Here is a 20133-nt window from a genome sequence, read left to right as displayed (position 1 = left end):
CCTCTGACCGCAGCCCGCGCACGCTCCAGCCGTGTGCCCTGGGCGCGGTCGCGCGCATTCATCCCATCGGACCCCACCATGCGTTGACCGCGCCCTGCGCGCGCCCAGAGTGAAAGGAGCCTCCGGTGAGCAACGACGCTACCGGGGCAACGAACGCCCGCTCCACCGGAGCCGACGCGGGTAACCTCGGCTACCTCGCACTCGGCCTGACACTGCTCGCCTACGGCCTGCTCTCCACCGGCGTCCTCAAGGGCACCGGGATCGGGGACGCGGCACATCTCGCCCACGTCGTCGGCGGAATCACCCTGTTCGTCGCGGGCCTCTGGCAGCTCCGCGGCGGCGACGGCTTCACCGGCACCGCCTTCACCAGCCTCGGCGCCTTCTGGGCGACCTGGTCGGTGACCGGCGGAGCGAGCAAGAACGCCGCCGGGCTGTTCCTGCTGCTGTGGGCCCTGCTCGCCCTCAGCCTCACCGCGGCAGGCTGGGGCGCGGGGCTGTTCAGTAGAGCCGTCTACGGCCTGTTCACGCTCTCCCTGATCCTGTCCGCCATCGCCGCGTTCGGCAACTACAGCGGCCTCGCCAAGTTCGCGGGCTGGGTCGCGGCCGTCTCCGGGCTCGCCGCCTGGTACTGGGCCACCTCCAGGCTGAGCAACGGCGCCTGGGGCCGGATCGCCCTGCCGGTCAAGTGACCTGCTTCGAGTGATCCGACGAAGTCCGGCGGGGTCGGACCGCTCCCGCGTCGGCGTCCGTGGCGACGTCGGTGTCGACGGAGGAGGTCCGGCCCCGTCGACGTGCCGCCAACGCCAGGACGGCGTACGCGAAGAGCAGGATCGTGAGCGCGACGATGCCGTCCGCCCAGAAGTGGTTGGCGGTCACCACGACCACCGCGACGGTCAGCACCGGATGCAGCACCATCACCCACCGAAACGGGCTCGGCGACACCCGGATCACCGCGACCGCCGCCAGCACACACCACGCCACGTGCACCGACGGCATCGCCGACAGCTGGTCCGCCACCACCACACCGCCGACCGCACCCCCGTACACCGACTGCCCGTACTCCGCGGCCACGTCGACGAACCCGTTCTGCGGCAGCATCCGGGGCGGCGCCACCGGAATGAACTGCACGAGCAGGCAGACCGCGGTCGTGATCACCACGGTGTTGCGCACCCACGCGTAACGCTCGCGATGGCGCAGGAACACCCAGAGCAGCACGGCCAGCATCACGGCGAAGTGCATGGCGGCGTAGTAGTAGTTCGCCAGCCTCACGAGCACCGGATACGGCCTGACGGCCGCCTGCCAGGACGCCTCGTCCGGCAACCCGATCGCCAGCTCCGTCCGATGGATCCAGCTGGCACGGTCCAGCGCGTGGTCGGTGCTCATCACCGACAGATGGCCCACCAGCTGCCAGAGCGCGAACAGCGCCAACAGCGTGCCGGCCTCGCGCAGCAGCGCCGACAGCAACGGCTTCCGAACCCGGGCAGCCACGTACGCACCGCCGTAGAGAGCGACCGCGGTGCCCCCGGCGGACTGCCAGGTAAGGGTCAGGTTCTGCAAGCGGATCGTGCCTCTCCACCGACGCCGGTTCGTGTTGGCAGAGGGTAACGCAAAAAGACCCCCTCCCGGCGTGGGAGGGGGTCTTTTTGGAATGATTGTTCGGCGGCGTCCTACTCTCCCACAGGGTCCCCCCTGCAGTACCATCGGCGCTGTAAGGCTTAGCTTCCGGGTTCGGAATGTAACCGGGCGTTTCCCTCACGCTATGACCACCGAAACACTATGAAACTGTCCGACCCGCCGACAGGGCAGTCGTTGTTTCAGAACAACACAGTGGACGCGAGCAACTGAGGACAAGCCCTCGGCCTATTAGTACCGGTCAACTCCACCCCTCACAGGGCTTCCATATCCGGCCTATCAACCCAGTCGTCTACTGGGAGCCTTACCCTCTCAAGGAGGTGGGAGTGCTCATCTCGAAGCAGGCTTCCCGCTTAGATGCTTTCAGCGGTTATCCCTCCCGAACGTAGCCAACCAGCCATGCCCTTGGCAGAACAACTGGCACACCAGAGGTTCGTCCGTCCCGGTCCTCTCGTACTAGGGACAGCCCTTCTCAACACTCCTACGCGCACAGCGGATAGGGACCGAACTGTCTCACGACGTTCTAAACCCAGCTCGCGTACCGCTTTAATGGGCGAACAGCCCAACCCTTGGGACCTACTCCAGCCCCAGGATGCGACGAGCCGACATCGAGGTGCCAAACCATCCCGTCGATATGGACTCTTGGGGAAGATCAGCCTGTTATCCCCGGGGTACCTTTTATCCGTTGAGCGACGGCGCTTCCACAAGCCACCGCCGGATCACTAGTCCCTACTTTCGTACCTGCTCGACCCGTCAGTCTCACAGTCAAGCTCCCTTGTGCACTTACACTCAACACCTGATTGCCAACCAGGCTGAGGGAACCTTTGGGCGCCTCCGTTACCCTTTAGGAGGCAACCGCCCCAGTTAAACTACCCACCAGACACTGTCCCTGATCCGGATCACGGACCCAGGTTAGACATCCAGCACGACCAGAGTGGTATTTCAACGACGACTCCACAACAACTGGCGTTGCCGCTTCACAGTCTCCCACCTATCCTACACAAGCCGAACCGAACACCAATATCAAGCTATAGTAAAGGTCCCGGGGTCTTTCCGTCCTGCTGCGCGAAACGAGCATCTTTACTCGTAATGCAATTTCACCGGGCCTATGGTTGAGACAGTCGAGAAGTCGTTACGCCATTCGTGCAGGTCGGAACTTACCCGACAAGGAATTTCGCTACCTTAGGATGGTTATAGTTACCACCGCCGTTTACTGGCGCTTAAGTTCTCAGCTTCGCCCCACCGAAATGGAGCTAACCGGTCCCCTTAACGTTCCAGCACCGGGCAGGCGTCAGTCCGTATACATCGCCTTACGGCTTCGCACGGACCTGTGTTTTTAGTAAACAGTCGCTTCTCGCTGGTCTCTGCGGCCACCCCCAGCTCAAGCAGCAAGTGCTATCACCAGGAATGGCCCCCCTTCTCCCGAAGTTACGGGGGCATTTTGCCGAGTTCCTTAACCATAGTTCACCCGAACGCCTCGGTATTCTCTACCTGACCACCTGAGTCGGTTTGGGGTACGGGCCGCCATGAAACTCGCTAGAGGCTTTTCTCGACAGCATAGGATCATCCACTTCACCACAATCGGCTCGGCATCAGGTCTCAGACTATATGCAGGGCGGATTTGCCTACCCTGCGTCCTACACCCTTACCCCGGGACAACCACCGCCCGGGCTGGACTACCTTCCTGCGTCACCCCATCGCTCACCTACTACAGACTTGGATCAGCGGCTCCACCACTCCCCTTCACCCGAAGGATCCAGGACGGCTTCACGGCCTTAGCATCACCTGGTTCAGCGTTGGCGCTTCAAAGCGGGTACGGGAATATCAACCCGTTGTCCATCGACTACGCCTGTCGGCCTCGCCTTAGGTCCCGACTTACCCTGGGCAGATCAGCTTGACCCAGGAACCCTTGGTCAATCGGCGCAAGAGTTTCCCACTCTTGTATCGCTACTCATGCCTGCATTCTCACTCGTATACCGTCCACGACTGGTTTCCACCGCCGCTTCACCCGGCACACGACGCTCCCCTACCCATCACAGCCCCCGTTAGGAGTATTGCTGCAATGACACGACTTCGGTGATGTGCTTGAGCCCCGCTACATTGTCGGCGCGGAATCACTTGACCAGTGAGCTATTACGCACTCTTTCAAGGGTGGCTGCTTCTAAGCCAACCTCCTGGTTGTCTCTGCGACTCCACATCCTTTCCCACTTAGCACACGCTTAGGGACCTTAGTCGGTGTTCTGGGCTGTTTCCCTCTCGACCATGGAGCTTATCCCCCACAGTCTCACTGCCACGCTCTCACTTACCGGCATTCGGAGTTTGGCTAAGGTCAGTAACCCGGTAAGGCCCATCGCCTATCCAGTGCTCTACCTCCGGCAAGAAACACGTGACGCTGCACCTAAATGCATTTCGGGGAGAACCAGCTATCACGGAGTTTGATTGGCCTTTCACCCCTAACCACAGGTCATCCCCCAGGTTTTCAACCCTGGTGGGTTCGGTCCTCCACACGGTCTTACCCGCGCTTCAACCTGCCCATGGCTAGATCACTCCGCTTCGGGTCTTGGGCATGCAACTCAAACGCCCTATTCGGACTCGCTTTCGCTACGGCTACCCCACACGGGTTAACCTCGCTACACACCGCAAACTCGCAGGCTCATTCTTCAAAAGGCACGCAGTCACGGCCCACCAGCAAGCTGGCGAACGACGCTCCCACGGCTTGTAGGCACACGGTTTCAGGTACTATTTCACTCCGCTCCCGCGGTACTTTTCACCATTCCCTCACGGTACTATCCGCTATCGGTCACTAGGGAATATTTAGGCTTAGCGGGTGGTCCCGCCAGATTCACACGGGATTTCTCGGGCCCCGTGCTACTTGGGAGATGAGCAAGCAAGCCGTACAGATTTCGTCTACGGGGGTCTTACCCTCTACGCCGAACCTTTCGCATGTCCTTCGACTACCCATACGGTTTCTGACTCGCCCAGCCGCCGGCAGACGACTGAAGCTCATTCCCACAACCCCGCATTGGCAACCCCTGCCGGGTCTCACACCAAAACGGTTTAGCCTCATCCAGTTTCGCTCGCCACTACTCCCGGAATCACGGTTGTTTTCTCTTCCTGCGGGTACTGAGATGTTTCACTTCCCCGCGTTCCCTCCACACTGCCTATGTGTTCAGCAGCGGGTGACAGCCCATGACGACTGCCGGGTTTCCCCATTCGGACACCCCCGGATCAAAGCTCGGTTGACAGCTCCCCGGGGCCTATCGCGGCCTCCCACGTCCTTCATCGGTTCCTAGTGCCAAGGCATCCACCGTGCGCCCTTAAAAACTTGGCCACAGATGCTCGCGTCCACTGTGCAGTTCTCAAACAACGACCAGTCACCCACCCTCAACAACCCAACCGGGCTGCCTCAAGTGAGGCCGGCAACCACTGAGACAACGTTTCCGTTCCCTCAGGACCCAACAACGTGCCCGACACAGCCGATCCCAGACCGCGTTCCACGCCCGAAGGCAGTACTAACGTCCAATCTCTCACTGCGCCGAATAGTCAACGTTCCACCCATGAGCAACCGTGCAGGACACTCGCCTGCAACCGGCATAAATGCTCCTTAGAAAGGAGGTGATCCAGCCGCACCTTCCGGTACGGCTACCTTGTTACGACTTCGTCCCAATCGCTGGTCCCACCTTCGACGGCTCCTCCCCTTACGGGTTAGGCCACCGGCTTCGGGTGTTACCGACTTTCGTGACGTGACGGGCGGTGTGTACAAGGCCCGGGAACGTATTCACCGCAGCATGCTGATCTGCGATTACTAGCAACTCCAACTTCATGGGGTCGAGTTGCAGACCCCAATCCGAACTGAGGCCGGCTTTTTGGGATTCGCTCCGCCTCACGGCATCGCAGCCCTTTGTACCGACCATTGTAGCACGTGTGCAGCCCAAGACATAAGGGGCATGATGATTTGACGTCGTCCCCACCTTCCTCCGAGTTGACCCCGGCAGTCTCCTGTGAGTCCCCATCACCCCGAAAGGCATGCTGGCAACACAGAACAAGGGTTGCGCTCGTTGCGGGACTTAACCCAACATCTCACGACACGAGCTGACGACAACCATGCACCACCTGTATACCGACCACAAGGGGGACCGTGTCTCCACGGTTTTCCGGCATATGTCAAGCCTTGGTAAGGTTCTTCGCGTTGCGTCGAATTAAGCCACATGCTCCGCTGCTTGTGCGGGCCCCCGTCAATTCCTTTGAGTTTTAGCCTTGCGGCCGTACTCCCCAGGCGGGGAACTTAATGCGTTAGCTGCGGCACCGACGACGTGGAATGTCGCCAACACCTAGTTCCCAACGTTTACGGCGTGGACTACCAGGGTATCTAATCCTGTTCGCTCCCCACGCTTTCGCTCCTCAGCGTCAGTAATGGCCCAGAGATCCGCCTTCGCCACCGGTGTTCCTCCTGATATCTGCGCATTTCACCGCTACACCAGGAATTCCGATCTCCCCTACCACACTCTAGCCTGCCCGTATCGAATGCAGACCCGGGGTTAAGCCCCGGGCTTTCACATCCGACGCGACAGGCCGCCTACGAGCTCTTTACGCCCAATAATTCCGGACAACGCTCGCACCCTACGTATTACCGCGGCTGCTGGCACGTAGTTAGCCGGTGCTTCTTCTGCAGGTACCGTCACTTGCGCTTCTTCCCTGCTGAAAGAGGTTTACAACCCGAAGGCCGTCATCCCTCACGCGGCGTCGCTGCATCAGGCTTTCGCCCATTGTGCAATATTCCCCACTGCTGCCTCCCGTAGGAGTCTGGGCCGTGTCTCAGTCCCAGTGTGGCCGGTCGCCCTCTCAGGCCGGCTACCCGTCGTCGCCTTGGTAGGCCATTACCCCACCAACAAGCTGATAGGCCGCGGGCTCATCCTGCACCGCCGGAGCTTTCCACCAACCCCCATGCGGAGGAAGGTCATATCCGGTATTAGACCCCGTTTCCAGGGCTTGTCCCAGAGTGCAGGGCAGATTGCCCACGTGTTACTCACCCGTTCGCCACTGATCCACCCCGAAGGGCTTCACCGTTCGACTTGCATGTGTTAAGCACGCCGCCAGCGTTCGTCCTGAGCCAGGATCAAACTCTCCGTGAATGTTTACCCACAGCGCTCAATTAAAAGCGCCGGGTCGACACCCGCGTTGAGCGGCACGGCAACCACCGGAATAGGGCGGCCCCGCGCACTGCGTCCTCGCTAGTGTTTATTTCAAAAGGAATCTCCAACCCCGATCAGACGACCGAGGCCGGGGATGTCAACATATCTGGCGTTGACTTTTGGCACGCTGTTGAGTTCTCAAGGAACGGGCACTTCCTTCAGGCCGCCTTCCAGCGGGCCCTCTGGGCGCTTCGTTCTTTCGTGTTTCCAGCTTATCAGATGTTTTCCGCTCCGTTTTCCAGGGCTTCGTCATCCAACTCGCCGGTGCCTTCCAGGACTTGACGCCCCGTCCGACGTTTCAAACTCTAGCCGATCCCCGCTCCGAAAAGCGAATCCAGCCACAATCCATATAAACGGACACGCCAAAACAGACCCGGGCCGCAAAGCCAAAAAGGCAGGACGCGACCCAGCCCGAACTGGGAAGTGGTGTTTCGAAGGATTGGCCGCCCCGGGACCGTCCACACAAACGCGTGTCCGGTGCTCCCTGCCGAGCGACTAGGGAACACTACGCCGATCAGCCGGCCGATGCAAACACCCCGGGATCGCCGGCCGTCCCACAAGACCTCTTGAGCGACTGCTCAAAAGTCTGCCATCATGCCGCCATCGCACTTGAGCAGTCGCTCAAACGCTCACCTCGGGGGGACAGTCATGCCTGCTCGCCGGCGGTCGGCCAGGCCGATCTACGTCGAGGCTCGGATCCGCGCACCGATGGACGTGCTCTGGGAACTCACCCAGAACCCGGAGTCGCACGAACGCTGGGACGCCCGGTTCACCCGCATCCGCTACGCGGAGGACGTGGGGGACACGTCGGACGGACGTGGCGTGGTCCGGTTCCGGTACTGGCTGGGCCTGCCCGGTGGGCCGGCCCTCACCGGCACCGGGGTCACCACCGCAGAGCGGCACCGGCCGGACGGCTCCCGGATCAGCGCCCTGCGGTTCGCTGCCGGCGGCGGGCTGTCGCCGCTTCAGGAGGGCTCGGGGTACTGGCGGTACACCCCGGTCGGCTCCCCTACCGACGAATCCGTCCTCTTCGCCACGGGCTACGACTACCGGGGCTGGCGCTTCCCTGGCGGGGCGTGGCTGGACCGCTGGTTCGTGCGGCCCTTCGTCGGCTGGCTCACGGCCTGGTCCTTCGACTGCCTCCGGCTGTGGGCCGAACACGGCGTGCCACCCGAACGTTCCCGGCGCCGCGCCGTCGGCGAGGTGGCCATCCGACTCGGTTGCTCCGCCGTGATCGGCGCCTTGGCCTACACCGTGACGGACGGCCGAGCCGGTGTCATCGCCGGAGCCGGCTGCGCGGTCCTCGTTCTCCTCCTCTCGCTCCTCGCCCCACCGTCCGCGCTCACCCCGGCGGCCCGGCGCTGTGCCAGACGGCCGGACCGCACCCGTCCCGCCCGTCCACCCCGACTGCTCGACACCCTGGAGACCCCATGACCACCACCGTGGAACCGCTGCCCGCCACCACCACCTCCACCGTCCCCGCCCGTGCCAGCGCCACAGGCGGCACCGGCAGCGGCCGGTCGATCTTCCGGGAGGCCATGGGCTCCGACTTCGACCGTCTGCACCCTCAGCTGCAGCGTCGGTTCGGCTTCTCCAGTGAGGACGGCATCGCCTGTATCGGCACCGGGCGGATGGAGCGCATCCGCCGGGGGGCCGACTGGCTGGCACCGTTCCTGAGGATCGGCAGCCGCCAGAACATCCTCTTCCCGGAGCAGGGAAGGAACGTGCCCTTCACCATCGCCAACTACGCCTACCGGGACGGCTTCGGTCGCGAGACCGTCACCTTCGTGCGGACCTTCCAGTTCACCCGGCCCCGCCGCTTCGACGCGACCATGATCGGTTCGCACGACCGGCCGGGTACGGTCGTCGACTTCCTGGGCACGCATCAGCACCTCGCGGTCGACCTCCACCCCCAGGTGACGGCCCGGGGCGGCCTGGTGATCTCCTCGGGAGAGCAGCGGCTCACCGGGCTCCCGGGCTCGCCGCGCTGGCCGTCGGTGCTGACCGGCCGGGCGGACCTGCACGAGTGGTTCGACGACGAGGCCGGCCGGTTCCGCATCCAGGTCCGGGTGACCAACCCGCTGGTCGGCCTGGTGATGGGGTACCAGGGCTGGTTCACCGCCGAGTATCCGCTGGTCGGTGCCGAGGGGATCCCGAACCACGTCCGCCCGGTCCGGGAGTCGGCCCGCGCATGAGCATCGGGACATCGTGAGCAGACGGAACCTCGTGAGCACCGGGAAGCCCCGAACGGGACGGGTCCCGTGAACGAGGGGAAGGCCGGGCGCCGACGCGGGGCCGATACGCTGCCCCGCATGAGCGATACACGCGAGCGGCTGATGGAGGCTGCCATCAGCGTGCTCAAACGGCAGGGAATCGCCGCCGTCTCCGCGCGCAGCATCGCCGGCGAAGCCGGGGCCAACCAGGCGCTGGTGTTCTACCACTTCAAGACGGTGGAGGGACTGCTGGCGGCGGCCGCGCTGCGCGAGACGGCGCAGCGGCTGGAGCAGTACCGGCCGCACTTCGCGGCGGCGGGCTCCCTGCGCGAACTGCTGAGCCTCGGGCAGCGGCTGCATGAGAAGGAGCGCGCCAACGGGAACGTCGCCGTGCTCGGGCAGTTCCTGGCGGGTTCGACCGGACAACCACAGCTCGCCGAGGCGTCGGCCGATGCCCTGCGGATGTGGACGGAGGAGATCGAACGGGTGTTGGACCGGCTCTTCGCCGATCACCCGCTCGCCGAGTTCCTCGACCTCCCCGGGCTGGCCCGCGCCGTGACCGGGGCGTTCGTCGGTCTGGAGCTCTACGAGGGCGTGGACCCGCAGGCGGCGGACGCGGCGTTCACGGCCCTGGACCGGCTGGGCGTGCTGGTCGAGGTGGTGGACGGCCTCGGGCCTGTGGTGTCCCGGGCGGTCCGGGCCAAGGTACGGCGCGAGGTGGGCCGCAACGGCGCGATCGTCTGAGCCCACGCACCACGGACGGCACGCCCACACACGACGCACCACAGAAGTGGAAGCACGACGGCCGGACCTCCAAGGGGTAGAGGTCCGGCCGTCGGCTCCGGGGGCGGGGCTCCGGAGCCCAGGCTCAGCTGTGGGTCGGGAACCCGAGGTTGATGCCGCCGTGCGAGGGGTCGAGCCAGCGCTGGGTGACGGCCTTGCCGCGGGTGAAGAAGTGGACGCCGTCCGGGCCGTACGCGTGGGCGTCGCCGAACAGGGAGGCCTTCCACCCGCCGAAGGAGTAGTAGGCGACCGGGACCGGGATCGGCACGTTGATGCCGACCATGCCCACCTCGACCTCGAACTGGAAGCGCCGGGCCGCGCCGCCGTCGTTGGTGAAGACGGCGGTGCCGTTGCCGTACGGGTTGGCGTTGATCAGGGCGACGCCCTCCTCGAAGGAGGCGACGCGGACGACGGAGAGGATCGGGCCGAAGATCTCGTCGTTGTAGACGGACATGCCGGGCTTCACGTGGTCGAACAGCGTGGGGCCGAGCCAGAAGCCGTCCGCGGTCGGGGCGCCGTTCCTGTCCTCGGTGGTGATCGGGTGCTTGCGGCCGTCGACGGCGAGCTCGGCGCCGTCGACGAGGCCGGACTCGACGTAGGAGGTGACCTTGTCCCGGTGCTGTCCGGTGACCAGCGGGCCCATCTCGGAGTCGCCGTTGCAGCCGGGGCCGACCTTGAGGGCGGCGATCCGCTGCTTGATCCTGTCGACCAGCTCGTCACCGATCGGGTCGACCGCGACCAGGACGGAGACGGCCATGCAACGCTCACCGGCCGCGCCGAAGCCGGCGTTGACGGCGGCGTCGGCCGCGAGGTCGAGGTCGGCGTCGGGCAGCACAAGCATGTGGTTCTTGGCGCCGCCCAGGGCCTGCACGCGCTTGCCGTAGCGGGTGCCGGTCTCGTAGACGTAGCGGGCGATCGGGGTGGAGCCGACGAAGCTGACGGACTTGATGTCCGGGTGCTCCAGCAGGCGGTCGACGGCCACCTTGTCGCCGTGCACGACGTTGAAGACGCCGGCTGGCAGCCCGGCCTCCTTCCACAGCCCGGCGAGGAAGTTGGCGGCGGACGGGTCCTTCTCCGACGGCTTCAGCACGACCGTGTTGCCGGCCGCGATGGCGATCGCGAAGAACCACATCGGCACCATGGCCGGGAAGTTGAACGGCGAGATGACCGCGACCGGCCCGAGCGGCTGGCGGATCGAGTAGACGTCGATGCCGCTGGACGCCTGCTCGGTGAATCCGCCCTTGAGCTGCTGCGGAATGCCGCACGCGTACTCGACGACCTCCAGGCCGCGGGCGATCTCACCGAGCGCGTCGGAGTGGACCTTGCCGTGCTCGGACACGATGATCTCGGCCAGCTCGTCGCGGCGGGCGTTGAGCAGCTCGCGGAAGGCGAAGAGCACCGAGGTGCGCCTGGCGATCGAGGCGGTGCGCCAGTCCGCGAAGGCCGAGGCGGCGGCGGCCACCGCCTGGTCGACCTCGGCGGTCCCGGCGAAGTCGACCTGTCCGCTGACCTGGCCGGTCGCCGGGTCGAAGATGTCGCCGCGACGGGGAGCCGCGCCGGCGGTGGCGACCGGCTCGCCGTCGATCCAGTGAATGATGTGCTTGCTCAAGGTCCGTCTGCCTCCGAAGTCCCGGGCGGCGTCCTGCCGCCGGTCCCTTGTCCGGCGCCGCCCGCGGGTGGGCCGGGCGACGGGAATCACGGGTCTACCGCGCTCATCCCCCAGTCTGGTGGCCGTCGTGCCCGGCCTCAACGAACAGGCTGACGGGGATCCGGGATTCAGCCTTACAGGTCGTCCGGTCGCTCGGCCGAATGCCCGACATGAACCCCGGCACGGACCCCGGCTCAGTCCTCGGTGGCTTCCAGGTACGGATCGTGCAGACCGTCGGGCGCCTCCTGCGTCTCCAGCAGGTCCAACCGCAGATCCTGTGCCCATGCGAGCGCCCAGCGCTTCAGCTCGTCCACCGCGTCCGCCGCGACGCCCCGGCCGCGGAACCGGCCGTCCGCCGCCTCGGCCAGCGTCTCCAGCCGGTCGGCGAGCGCCGCGGGCTGGAAGTCGGCGTCCAACGAGCAGGCCAGCGCGATGAGTTCACCCTCCCGGTAGCAGCCGGTGAGGGCGTGCACGTCGATCAGGTCGCGCGGCATGCCCCGGTCGACGAGCAGCGCCGTGGTGAGCGCGGCCGCGTCCTGCAGCGCGACGACCGGCAGCGTCACCGCGGGCTCCCCCGGCGCGGGCGCGCCGAGGCGGAGCCGGACCGGGCGGTGGCCGAGTGGCTCCTTGCGGAGCTCGACCGAGTGCGTCCGCCCGCCGAGCGCGAGCCGGACGGCGAGCTGCTCCAGCCGCGGTGTGCCGGGCCGCTCGGCCGCCTCACCGCCGGCCGCGCGGTAGGCGTCGGCCAGCACGGCGGCGACCTCCGGCAGCTCGGTGTCCGGCAGGTCGGTGCCGCCGGCCACCAGGGTGAGACCGTCCTGGGCGCAGGCCGCCACGCCGTGGGCGCGCAGCGCGTGCCCGCCGGCCAACGCGAGCCCGTACCGGTCGCAGACGGGCGCGGCCAGTTCGGCGAGCCGCAGCTGGGCCGGGCCCGGGCGGAGGGACGGGTCGAGGGCGTCCGGGGCGGTGGTCACACCTCCAGTCTCCCGCGTCGGCCCGCCCGCCGCGCCATCGGCCACGGCCCGGCCCTGGCCTCACCAGTCGCTGAGCCCGGCGGCGGCCTCGTGCAGGGCGAGCTCCAGCAGCACCGGGTCGCTGAGCCGTCCGGATCCGTCCGGCGGGACGAGCCAGCGCACCCCGCGGCTGCTGCGCTCGGGGTGGGGGACGACGATCCAGGTGCCCTTCCCCGCGCACCGCACCCCGGTGCCGACCCAGCGGGCGGCGGTGCCGACCGGGACGAGGAAGCCGACGTGCTCGTCCCCGAAGTCCGTCAGGACCGGGCCGCGGACGTCGGCGTCCAGGATGTCCACGGCCGGGCGGCCGAGCCGCCCGGGCACCGAGAGGACGTCCCAGCCGCGGCCGGCCGGCAGCAGCATCAGGCCCAGTCCGGTGCGTTCCCACTGTTCCCGGAACGCCTCCGGGTCGGGCGCCACCTGGGCGAGCCAGTACAGTCCGGTGCTCTCCATGTCCGTCCCCGCTTCTCGGTGTTCGTGCCGGTCGTCGCACGGCGGGTACTGAGACCCGCCGTCACCGTGGAGAGGCGGACGGCGAGCCTCTCTTACACGGGTATCGGGGACACGACCGATTCCGACGCGGGATTCGGTTCGGACAGGGCGACAGGTCGTCATCGCGTTGGATGATTTACCTGACACTCTGGTCCCCCTGATGACCTCGGAGGCCCTCGCGATGCTCCCCACCGTCGCTCGTGTGCTCGATCTGGAGGTGATGCGGCGCGGCCTGCCCCAGGTCGTCGCCGGCGCCGACCATCTGGAGCGGCCGGTCCGCTGGGTCCACGTGAGCGAGCTGCCCGACGTCGCCGGGATGCTGCGGGGCGGGGAGCTGGTGCTGACCACCGGCATCGCGCTGCCCGAGGACCGCGAGGGGCTGGCCCGGTACGTGCGTGACCTGGACGAGGTCGGTGTGGCCGGTCTGGTCGTCGAGTTCGGCCGGCGCTACGTCGACTCGCTACCCCGCGCCCTGGTGCACGCCGCCGAACAGCGCGGCCTGCCGCTGATCACGCTCCGCCGCGAACTGCGCTTCGTCGCCGTCACCGAGGCCGTGCACGCCCTCGTGGTCAACGCCCAACTGGACCAGCTGCGCGCCTCCGAGGCCGTCCACCAGGTCTTCAACGAGCTGGTGGTCGAGGGCGCCGAGCCTCCCGAGGTGATCCGCCAGGTCGCTCTGATGGCGGGCGCGCCGGTGGTGCTGGAGAACCTGGCCCACCAGGTGCTCGCCCACGACACCGCCGGGCGCCCGGAGGCCGAGCTGCTGGAGGACTGGGAGCGCCGCTCGCGTGGCGTCCGCCCGCCCGGCCGCACCGGCTACGACCCGCGCAGCGGCTGGCTGGTGACCACGGTCGGCGCCCGCGGCCAGGACTGGGGCAGGCTGGTGCTCGTCCAGGAACCGGGCCCGCTGCCCGAGGGCGAGGCGCACCCGCACACCATGCTGCTGGAGCGCGGCGCGTCCGCCCTGGCGCTCAACCGGCTGGTAGTGCGCGACCGGGAGAGCCTGGAGCGGCAGACCCACCGCACCCTGCTGTCCGGGATCCTCACCCACGCGCTGACCGTCTCCGAGGCGGCCCTGCGCGCCCAGGCGCTCGGCGTCCCGCTGGAGGGCCGCCGGCTGGTCGGCGTGGTGCTGCGGCAGCGCCGCGGGCCGATCCCGGCCGCGCTGGAGGCGCAGGCCCGGCTGCGCGACTTCACCGAGCTGGCCGCCGACGCCGTCCGGGCCTGCCGGCTCTCCGCCCTGGTCGGCGCGCTGGACGACGAGGGCGTCGGCGTCCTGATCGCGCTCGGCACCCAGCAGGACGAGCACGCCGCGCTGGACGCGTTCTCGGCCGCGCTGCGCCGGATGTCGGCCGAGGCCGAGCACGAGTCCGGCTCCGTTCCGGCGCCGGTCGTCGCGGTCGGCTCCTCGGTCGGCTCGGTCCGGGACGCCCGGCGCACCCTGCTGGAGGCCACCCAGGTCGCCGACGCGGCACTGCACGACGCGCCCGGCGGCCGGACCGCGTCGTACTACCGGCTGCCCGACGTCCGGCTGCGCGGCCTGCTGCACCTGCTGCGCGACGACGCCCGGCTGCAGACCTACGTGGAGCGCGAACTTGGTCCGCTGCTCGCCCACGACGCCGAGCACAACGGGCAGTTGGTGCAGATGCTGCGGACCTACCTGGAGCAGGGCCGGAACAAGTCCGCGGCCGCCGACGCCGCGCACCTGTCCCGGCCGTCCTTCTACGACCGCCTGCACAAGGTCGAGCGGATCCTCGGCGTCGACCTCGACCAGGTCGAGTCCTGCCTCTCCCTGCACGTCGCCCTGCTCGCCCTCGACGCCGTCCGCCGCTAGCGGCCTCGTACCCGGCGGGGCGCGCCGGGGCGCCACCGCTGTGATCGGTGGCGCCCCGGGGCCGTTCCGGACGGTACGTCAGACGGTGTGCGCGTCGGCGAGCGACAGCGCCTCGTCGAGCACCGCGAGGCCGGCCTTGGCCTCCTCCTCGGAGACGGTGCACGGCGGAACGGCGTGGAAGCGGTTCATGTTGATGAACGGCCAGAGCCCGCGCTGCTTGCAGGCGGCGGCCAGTTCGGCCATCGGCGCGTTGGCGGCGCCGGCGGCGTTGTACGGGACAAGCGGCTCGCGGGTCTCGCGGTTCTTCACCAGGTCGAGCGCCCAGAACACGCCGAGACCGCGGACCTCGCCGATCGAGGGGTGCCGCTCGGCCAGCTCGCGCAGGCCGGGGCCGAGCACGGTCTCCCCGATGTGCCTGGCGTGTTCGACGATGCCCTCGTCCGCCATGGCGTTGATGGTGGCGACGGCCGAGGCGCAGGCGAGCGGGTGGCCGGAGTAGGTGAGCCCGCCGGGGTACGGCCGCTCGTCGAAGCGGGCGGCGATCTCGGCACTGATCGCCACGCCGCCGAGCGGGACGTAACCGGAGTTGACGCCCTTGGCGAAGGTCAGCAGGTCCGGGGTGACGTCCCAGTGGTCGACGGCGAACCACTCACCGGCGCGGCCGAAGCCGGCCATCACCTCGTCGAGGATGAACACGATGCCGTACTTGTCGCAGATCTCCCGGACGCCGGCGAGGTAGCCGGGCGGCGGGATCAGGACGCCCGCGGTGCCGACCACGGTCTCCAGGATGATCGCCGCGATGGTGCCCGGGCCCTCGAACGCGATCACCTGCTCCAGGTGCTCCAGCGCACGCTCGCACTCCTGCGCGTCGTTCTCTGCATGGAAGTTGGAGCGGTAGGTGTACGGACCCCAGAAGTGCACCACGCCGGAGACGCCGGTGTCGTTGGGCCAGCGGCGCGGGTCGCCAGTGAGGGCGATCGCGTTGGCGGTGGCGCCGTGGTACGAGCGGTAGGTGGACATGATCTTCTGCCGGCCGGTGTGCAGCCGGGCCAGCCGGATGGCGTTCTCGTTGGCCTCGGCGCCGCCGTTGGTGAAGAAGATCTTGTCGAGGTCGCCCGGGGTGCGCTCGGCGATCAGCCGGGCGGCCTCGCTGCGGGACTCGACCGCGAAGCCGGGGGCGACGGTGCAGAGCTTGGCCGCCTGCTCCTGGATCGCGGCGACCACCTTCGGGTGCTGGTGCCCGATGTTGGTGTTCACCAGCTGCGAGGAGAAGTCGAGGTAGCGGTTGCCGTCGTAGTCCCAGAAGTACGAGCCCTCGGCGCCGGCCACCGCGAGGGGGTCGATCAGCGCCTGGGCGGACCACGAGTGGAAGACGTGCGCGCGGTCGACGGCCTTGATGGCCTGGCCGGCGGCTGAGTCAGCGGTGGGGATGCTCATGCGGCAAGGCTATGGAGTCCCGTGCCCGAAGTGCAGGTTCATCGTGTCAGCCGGTCACGCGAACGGCCGACAGGGTGCAAAGAGAGGGCCCGGGTCGAAAGGACCCGGGCCCATTGTCAGTTCAGACGGTCAGACGTTCGTCAGATGGCCGTCATGACGTGCTTCACGCGGGTGTAGTCCTCGAAGCCGTAGGAGGACAGGTCCTTGCCGTAGCCGGACTTCTTGAAGCCACCGTGCGGCATCTCGGCCACCAGCGGGATGTGGGTGTTGATCCACACGCAGCCGAAGTCCAGGCGGCGCGACATCCGCATGGCGCGGGCGTGGTCCTTGGTCCACACCGAGGAGGCCAGCGCGTACTCGACGCCGTTGGCGTACTCGACGGCCTGGTCCTCGTCGGTGAACTTCTGCACGGTGATGACCGGGCCGAAGACCTCGTTCTGGATGATCTCGTCGTCCTGACGGAGGCCGGAGACGACGGTCGGGGCGTAGAAGTAGCCCTTGTCGCCGACCTGGTGGCCACCGGCCTCGACCTTGGCGTGGGCGGGCAGCCGCTCGATGAAGCCGACGACCTGCTTCAGCTGGTTGGCGTTGTTCAGCGGGCCGTACAGCACGTCCTCGTCGTCCACGCCGCCGGTCCTGGTCTCGGCCGCGGCCTTGGCCAGCGCCTCGACGAACGCGTCGTGGATCGACTCGTGCACCAGCACGCGGGTGGCGGCGGTGCAGTCCTGGCCGGCGTTGAAGAAGCCGGCCACCGAGATGCCCTCGACGGCCTCGGCGATGTCGGCGTCCTCGAAGACCACGACCGGGGCCTTGCCGCCCAGCTCCAGGTGGACGCGCTTGACGTCCTTGGAGGCCGACTCGGCGACCTGGATGCCGGCCCGGACCGAACCGGTGATGGAGGCCATCGCCGGGGTCCGGTGCTCGACCATCAGACGGCCGGACTCGCGGTCACCGCAGATCACGTTGAAGACGCCGGCCGGCAGCTCCAGCTCCTTGAGGATGCCGCCGATGATCTCGGCCAGCAACACGGTGGAGGCCGGGGTCGTGTCCGAGGGCTTCAGGACGACGGTGTTGCCCGCCGCGATCGCCGGGGCGAACTTCCAGACGGCCATCATCATCGGGTAGTTCCACGGCGCGACCTGGGCGCAGACGCCGACCGGCTCGCGGCGGATGATCGAGGTCATCCCGTCCATGTACTCACCGGCGGCCTTGCCCTCCAGCAGGCGGGCGGCACCGGCGAAGAACCGGATCTGGTCCACCATCGGGCCGATCTCCTCGGAGAGGGTCAGCGCGCGGGGCTTGCCGGTGTTGCGCACCTCGGCGTCGACGATCTCGTCGGCGCGGGCCTCGACCGCGTCGGCGATCTTGAGGAGCAGCTTCTGGCGGGTGCTCGGGGTGGCGTCGCGCCAGACCGGGAACGCGGCGGCGGCCGAGGCCATGGCGGCGTCCACGTCGGCCGCGCCGGACAGCGGGGACGTCGCGTAGACCTCGCCGGTGGTGGGGTCGACGATGTCGAGCGTGCGGCCGTCGGCCGCGTCGACGAACTCACCGTTGATGTAGTTGCGAAGCGTGCGAAGGTCGCTCACGGAGTCTCTCCTCGGTCTGGGCCTGCGGCGTTGCAGATTCCGGCGCCATGGTACGTCGGCGGGTCCGCCGCACGAAGGGCGCCGAGTGGCCGGGCCCGAAGCGGCGCGGTCCACTGGTGGGGGGAACGCGCGCTGCGCTCCGGAGCCGCGCGCGTACCGTGCCAGGGTAGCCGCTTCGCTGCCGTTATCGACAGACCAGACACGCTCACGCGATGAAATCCGTACGCGATTTCCAGGATCGCGACGAAATCAGCAGATTCCGCGCTTGCGAACACGGGAACGATCAGGCACAGTGACGGCGTGGCCAACCGCGACCGGAACGCCAGCGTTCCCCTCGACGCCGCCTCCAAGGCGATCATCGAGCAGCTCCAGGAGGACGGGCGCCGCCCGTACGCCGCCATCGGCAAGGCCGTCGGCCTGTCCGAGGCAGCCGTACGACAGCGGGTCCAGAAGCTGCTCGACCAGGGCGTGATGCAGATCGTCGCCGTCACCGACCCGCTCACCGTCGGATTCACCCGTCAGGCGATGGTCGGGATCCGCGTCGAGGGTGACATCGAGCCCGTCGCCGACGCGCTGGCCGCCCTCGACGAGGTCGACTACGTCGTCTGCACCGCAGGCTCGTTCGACCTCCTGGCCGAACTGGTCTGCGAGGACGACGAGCACCTGCTCGAACTGATCAACAAGCGCATCCGCGCGCTTCCCGGCGTGCGGAGCACCGAGAGCTTCGTTTACCTGAAGCTCCGGAAACAGACCTACACCTGGGGCACCCGATGACAGCCGACCCGGCGCAGAAGGACCTTTCCAAGACCGCCTACGACCACCTGTGGATGCACTTCACCCGCATGTCGTCGTACGAGAACTCCCCCGTGCCGACGATCGTCAAGGGCGAGGGCACCTACATCTGGGACGACAAGGGCCGGAAGTACATCGACGGCCTCGCCGGCCTGTTCGTCGTGCAGGCCGGTCACGGCCGCACCGAGCTCGCCGAGGTGGCCGCCAAGCAGGCCAAGGAACTCGCGTTCTTCCCGATCTGGAGCTACGCGCACCCCAAGGCCGTCGAGCTGGCCGAGCGCCTGGCCAACTACGCCCCGGGCGACCTGAACAAGGTCTTCTTCTCCACCGGCGGCGGCGAGGCCGTCGAGACCGCCTGGAAGCTGGCCAAGCAGTACTTCAAGCTGACCGGCAAGCCGACCAAGTACAAGGTCATCTCCCGCGCCATCGCCTACCACGGCACCCCGCAGGGCGCCCTGTCGATCACCGGCCTGCCGGGCCTGAAGGCCCCCTTCGAGCCGCTGGTGCCGGGCACCCACAAGGCTCCGAACACCAACATCTACCGCGCCCCGCACTACCTCGAGGGCCCGGACGGCACCGTCGACCCCGAGGCCTACGGCCGCTGGTGCGCCGACCAGGTCGAGGAGGCGATCCTCTTCGAGGGCCCCGAGACCGTCGCCGCCGTCTTCGTCGAGCCGGTGCAGAACGCCGGCGGCTGCTTCCCGCCGCCGCCCGGCTACTTCCAGCGTCTGCGCGAGATCTGCGACCGCCACGACGTGCTGCTGGTCTCGGACGAGGTCATCTGCGCCTTCGGCCGCCTCGGCACCATGTTCGGCGCCGACAAGTTCGGCTACGTGCCGGACATGATCACCTGCGCCAAGGGCATGACCTCGGGCTACTCCCCGATCGGCGCCACGATCATCTCGGACCGCATCGCCGAGCCGTTCTACAAGGGCGACAACACCTTCCTGCACGGCTACACCTTCGCCGGCCACCCGGTGTCCTCCGCCGTCGCGCTGGCCAACCTCGACATCTTCGAGCGCGAGGGCCTGAACCAGCACGTGCTCGACAACGAGTCGCGCTTCCTCGCCACCCTGAGCAAGCTGCGCGACCTGCCGATCGTCGGCGACGTCCGCGGCAACGGGTACTTCTACGGCATCGAGCTCGTCAAGGACAAGGCCACCAAGGAGACCTTCAACGACGAGGAGACCGAGCGCGTGCTCTACGGCTTCCTGTCGAAGGCCCTCTTCGACAACGGCCTGTACTGCCGCGCCGACGACCGCGGCGACCCGGTCGTCCAGCTGGCCCCGCCGCTGATCTCCGACCAGAAGACCTTCGACGAGATCGAGCAGATCCTGCGGACCAGCCTCACCGACGCGTGGGCGAAGCTCTGATCACCTGATCGTCCTTCTCCACCCTCCGCCGAAGGGCGGTCCCGCTCCCCGCGGGACCGCCCTTCGGTGTTCCGGTGACGTACCCCCACGGAAACATGCCGGATTGAGGGTGATTTGCCCGCGATGGCCCAGTGCGCC

Annotated in this window: 13 protein-coding genes and 3 rRNA genes; 7 read left to right on the top strand and 9 right to left on the bottom strand. The window is 67.5% G+C overall.

The features are described 5' to 3' along the window. Positions 1-125 precede the first annotated feature (125 nt). Entirely contained in the window at positions 126-689 is a 564-nt protein-coding gene (locus F7Q99_RS18600) for an acetate uptake transporter (RefSeq protein WP_326846837.1), read from the top strand. On the opposite strand, the gene F7Q99_RS18595 is transcribed toward F7Q99_RS18600, so the two are convergent. From F7Q99_RS18595 to F7Q99_RS18580, 4 genes are all read right to left on the bottom strand, one after another. Beyond that, positions 682-1557: a phosphatase PAP2 family protein gene (locus F7Q99_RS18595; protein WP_153462903.1), complete on the bottom strand. Its 876-nt coding sequence runs from the start codon at positions 1555-1557 to the stop codon at positions 682-684. The two genes, F7Q99_RS18600 and F7Q99_RS18595, sit on opposite strands and share 8 nt — an antisense overlap. A 97-nt stretch (positions 1558-1654) precedes the next feature. After that, positions 1655-1771 (bottom strand): 5S ribosomal RNA (gene rrf / locus F7Q99_RS18590). A 72-nt stretch (positions 1772-1843) separates the two neighbouring features. After that, positions 1844-4963: ribosomal RNA gene (locus F7Q99_RS18585) — 23S ribosomal RNA — on the bottom strand. 277 nt (positions 4964-5240) lie between these two features. Further along, positions 5241-6764 (bottom strand): 16S ribosomal RNA (locus tag F7Q99_RS18580). Together the 16S, 23S and 5S rRNA genes form the textbook arrangement of a ribosomal RNA operon. A gap of 708 nt (positions 6765-7472) precedes the next feature. On the opposite strand from F7Q99_RS18580, the gene F7Q99_RS18575 reads away from it, so the two are divergent. The 3 genes from F7Q99_RS18575 to F7Q99_RS18565 all read left to right on the top strand — a co-directional run bounded on the left by F7Q99_RS18575 (position 7473) and on the right by F7Q99_RS18565 (position 9781). Beyond that, positions 7473-8258 carry a hypothetical protein gene (locus F7Q99_RS18575; protein WP_153462901.1) on the top strand — a complete coding sequence of 262 codons (786 nt, stop codon included), beginning with the start codon at positions 7473-7475 and terminating at the stop codon, positions 8256-8258. Further along, complete coding sequence (locus F7Q99_RS18570) at positions 8255-9019, top strand: DUF4166 domain-containing protein (RefSeq protein WP_153462899.1); 765 nt, start codon at positions 8255-8257, stop codon at positions 9017-9019. The genes F7Q99_RS18575 and F7Q99_RS18570 overlap by 4 nt, the downstream gene beginning before the upstream one ends. Positions 9020-9136: 117 nt before the next feature. Then, positions 9137-9781 (top strand): TetR/AcrR family transcriptional regulator, encoded by a 645-nt coding sequence (locus F7Q99_RS18565; protein WP_153462897.1) that lies wholly within the window; start codon positions 9137-9139, stop codon positions 9779-9781. A gap of 124 nt (positions 9782-9905) precedes the next feature. Here the strand turns inward: F7Q99_RS18565 and F7Q99_RS18560 are convergent, their stop codons facing one another. The 3 genes from F7Q99_RS18560 to F7Q99_RS18550 all read right to left on the bottom strand — a co-directional run bounded on the left by F7Q99_RS18560 (position 9906) and on the right by F7Q99_RS18550 (position 12934). Next, positions 9906-11429, bottom strand: a complete 1524-nt coding sequence (locus tag F7Q99_RS18560) for a CoA-acylating methylmalonate-semialdehyde dehydrogenase (protein WP_153462895.1) — start codon at positions 11427-11429, stop codon at positions 9906-9908. 233 nt (positions 11430-11662) lie between these two features. After that, positions 11663-12442 (bottom strand): hypothetical protein, encoded by a 780-nt coding sequence (locus tag F7Q99_RS18555; protein ID WP_153462886.1) that lies wholly within the window; start codon positions 12440-12442, stop codon positions 11663-11665. A 60-nt stretch (positions 12443-12502) separates the two neighbouring features. Further along, positions 12503-12934: a hypothetical protein gene (locus F7Q99_RS18550; RefSeq protein WP_153462884.1), complete on the bottom strand. Its 432-nt coding sequence runs from the start codon at positions 12932-12934 to the stop codon at positions 12503-12505. A 220-nt stretch (positions 12935-13154) separates the two neighbouring features. Between F7Q99_RS18550 and F7Q99_RS18545 the strand changes: the two genes are divergently transcribed. Next, positions 13155-14807 carry a PucR family transcriptional regulator ligand-binding domain-containing protein gene (locus F7Q99_RS18545; protein ID WP_153466356.1) on the top strand — a complete coding sequence of 551 codons (1653 nt, stop codon included), beginning with the start codon at positions 13155-13157 and terminating at the stop codon, positions 14805-14807. A gap of 78 nt (positions 14808-14885) precedes the next feature. Here F7Q99_RS18545 and F7Q99_RS18540 read toward each other — a convergent pair whose 3' ends face one another. Together F7Q99_RS18540 and F7Q99_RS18535 are read right to left on the bottom strand one after the other, a co-directional pair. After that, positions 14886-16244, bottom strand: coding sequence for an aspartate aminotransferase family protein (locus F7Q99_RS18540; RefSeq protein ID WP_153462882.1), 1359 nt, complete (start codon positions 16242-16244; stop codon positions 14886-14888). 140 nt (positions 16245-16384) lie between these two features. Further along, positions 16385-17830, bottom strand: a complete 1446-nt coding sequence (locus F7Q99_RS18535; protein ID WP_326846836.1) for a gamma-aminobutyraldehyde dehydrogenase — start codon at positions 17828-17830, stop codon at positions 16385-16387. A gap of 300 nt (positions 17831-18130) precedes the next feature. Between F7Q99_RS18535 and F7Q99_RS18530 the strand changes: the two genes are divergently transcribed. Both F7Q99_RS18530 and F7Q99_RS18525 read left to right on the top strand, forming a co-directional pair. Next, a complete protein-coding gene (locus F7Q99_RS18530; RefSeq protein WP_030243538.1) occupies positions 18131-18604 on the top strand; it encodes an Lrp/AsnC family transcriptional regulator in 474 nt (157 codons plus the stop codon). Further along, positions 18601-19995, top strand: coding sequence for an aspartate aminotransferase family protein (locus F7Q99_RS18525; RefSeq protein WP_153462880.1), 1395 nt, complete (start codon positions 18601-18603; stop codon positions 19993-19995). Before F7Q99_RS18530 ends, F7Q99_RS18525 begins: the two co-directional genes overlap by 4 nt. Positions 19996-20133 lie beyond the last annotated feature (138 nt).

Source organism: Streptomyces kaniharaensis, from assembly GCF_009569385.1.
Classification (GTDB): Bacteria; Actinomycetota; Actinomycetes; order Streptomycetales; family Streptomycetaceae; genus Kitasatospora; species Kitasatospora kaniharaensis.
The sequence above is the reverse complement of the archived record's forward strand: the minus strand, read 5'-3'. Positions and strand labels throughout refer to the sequence as shown.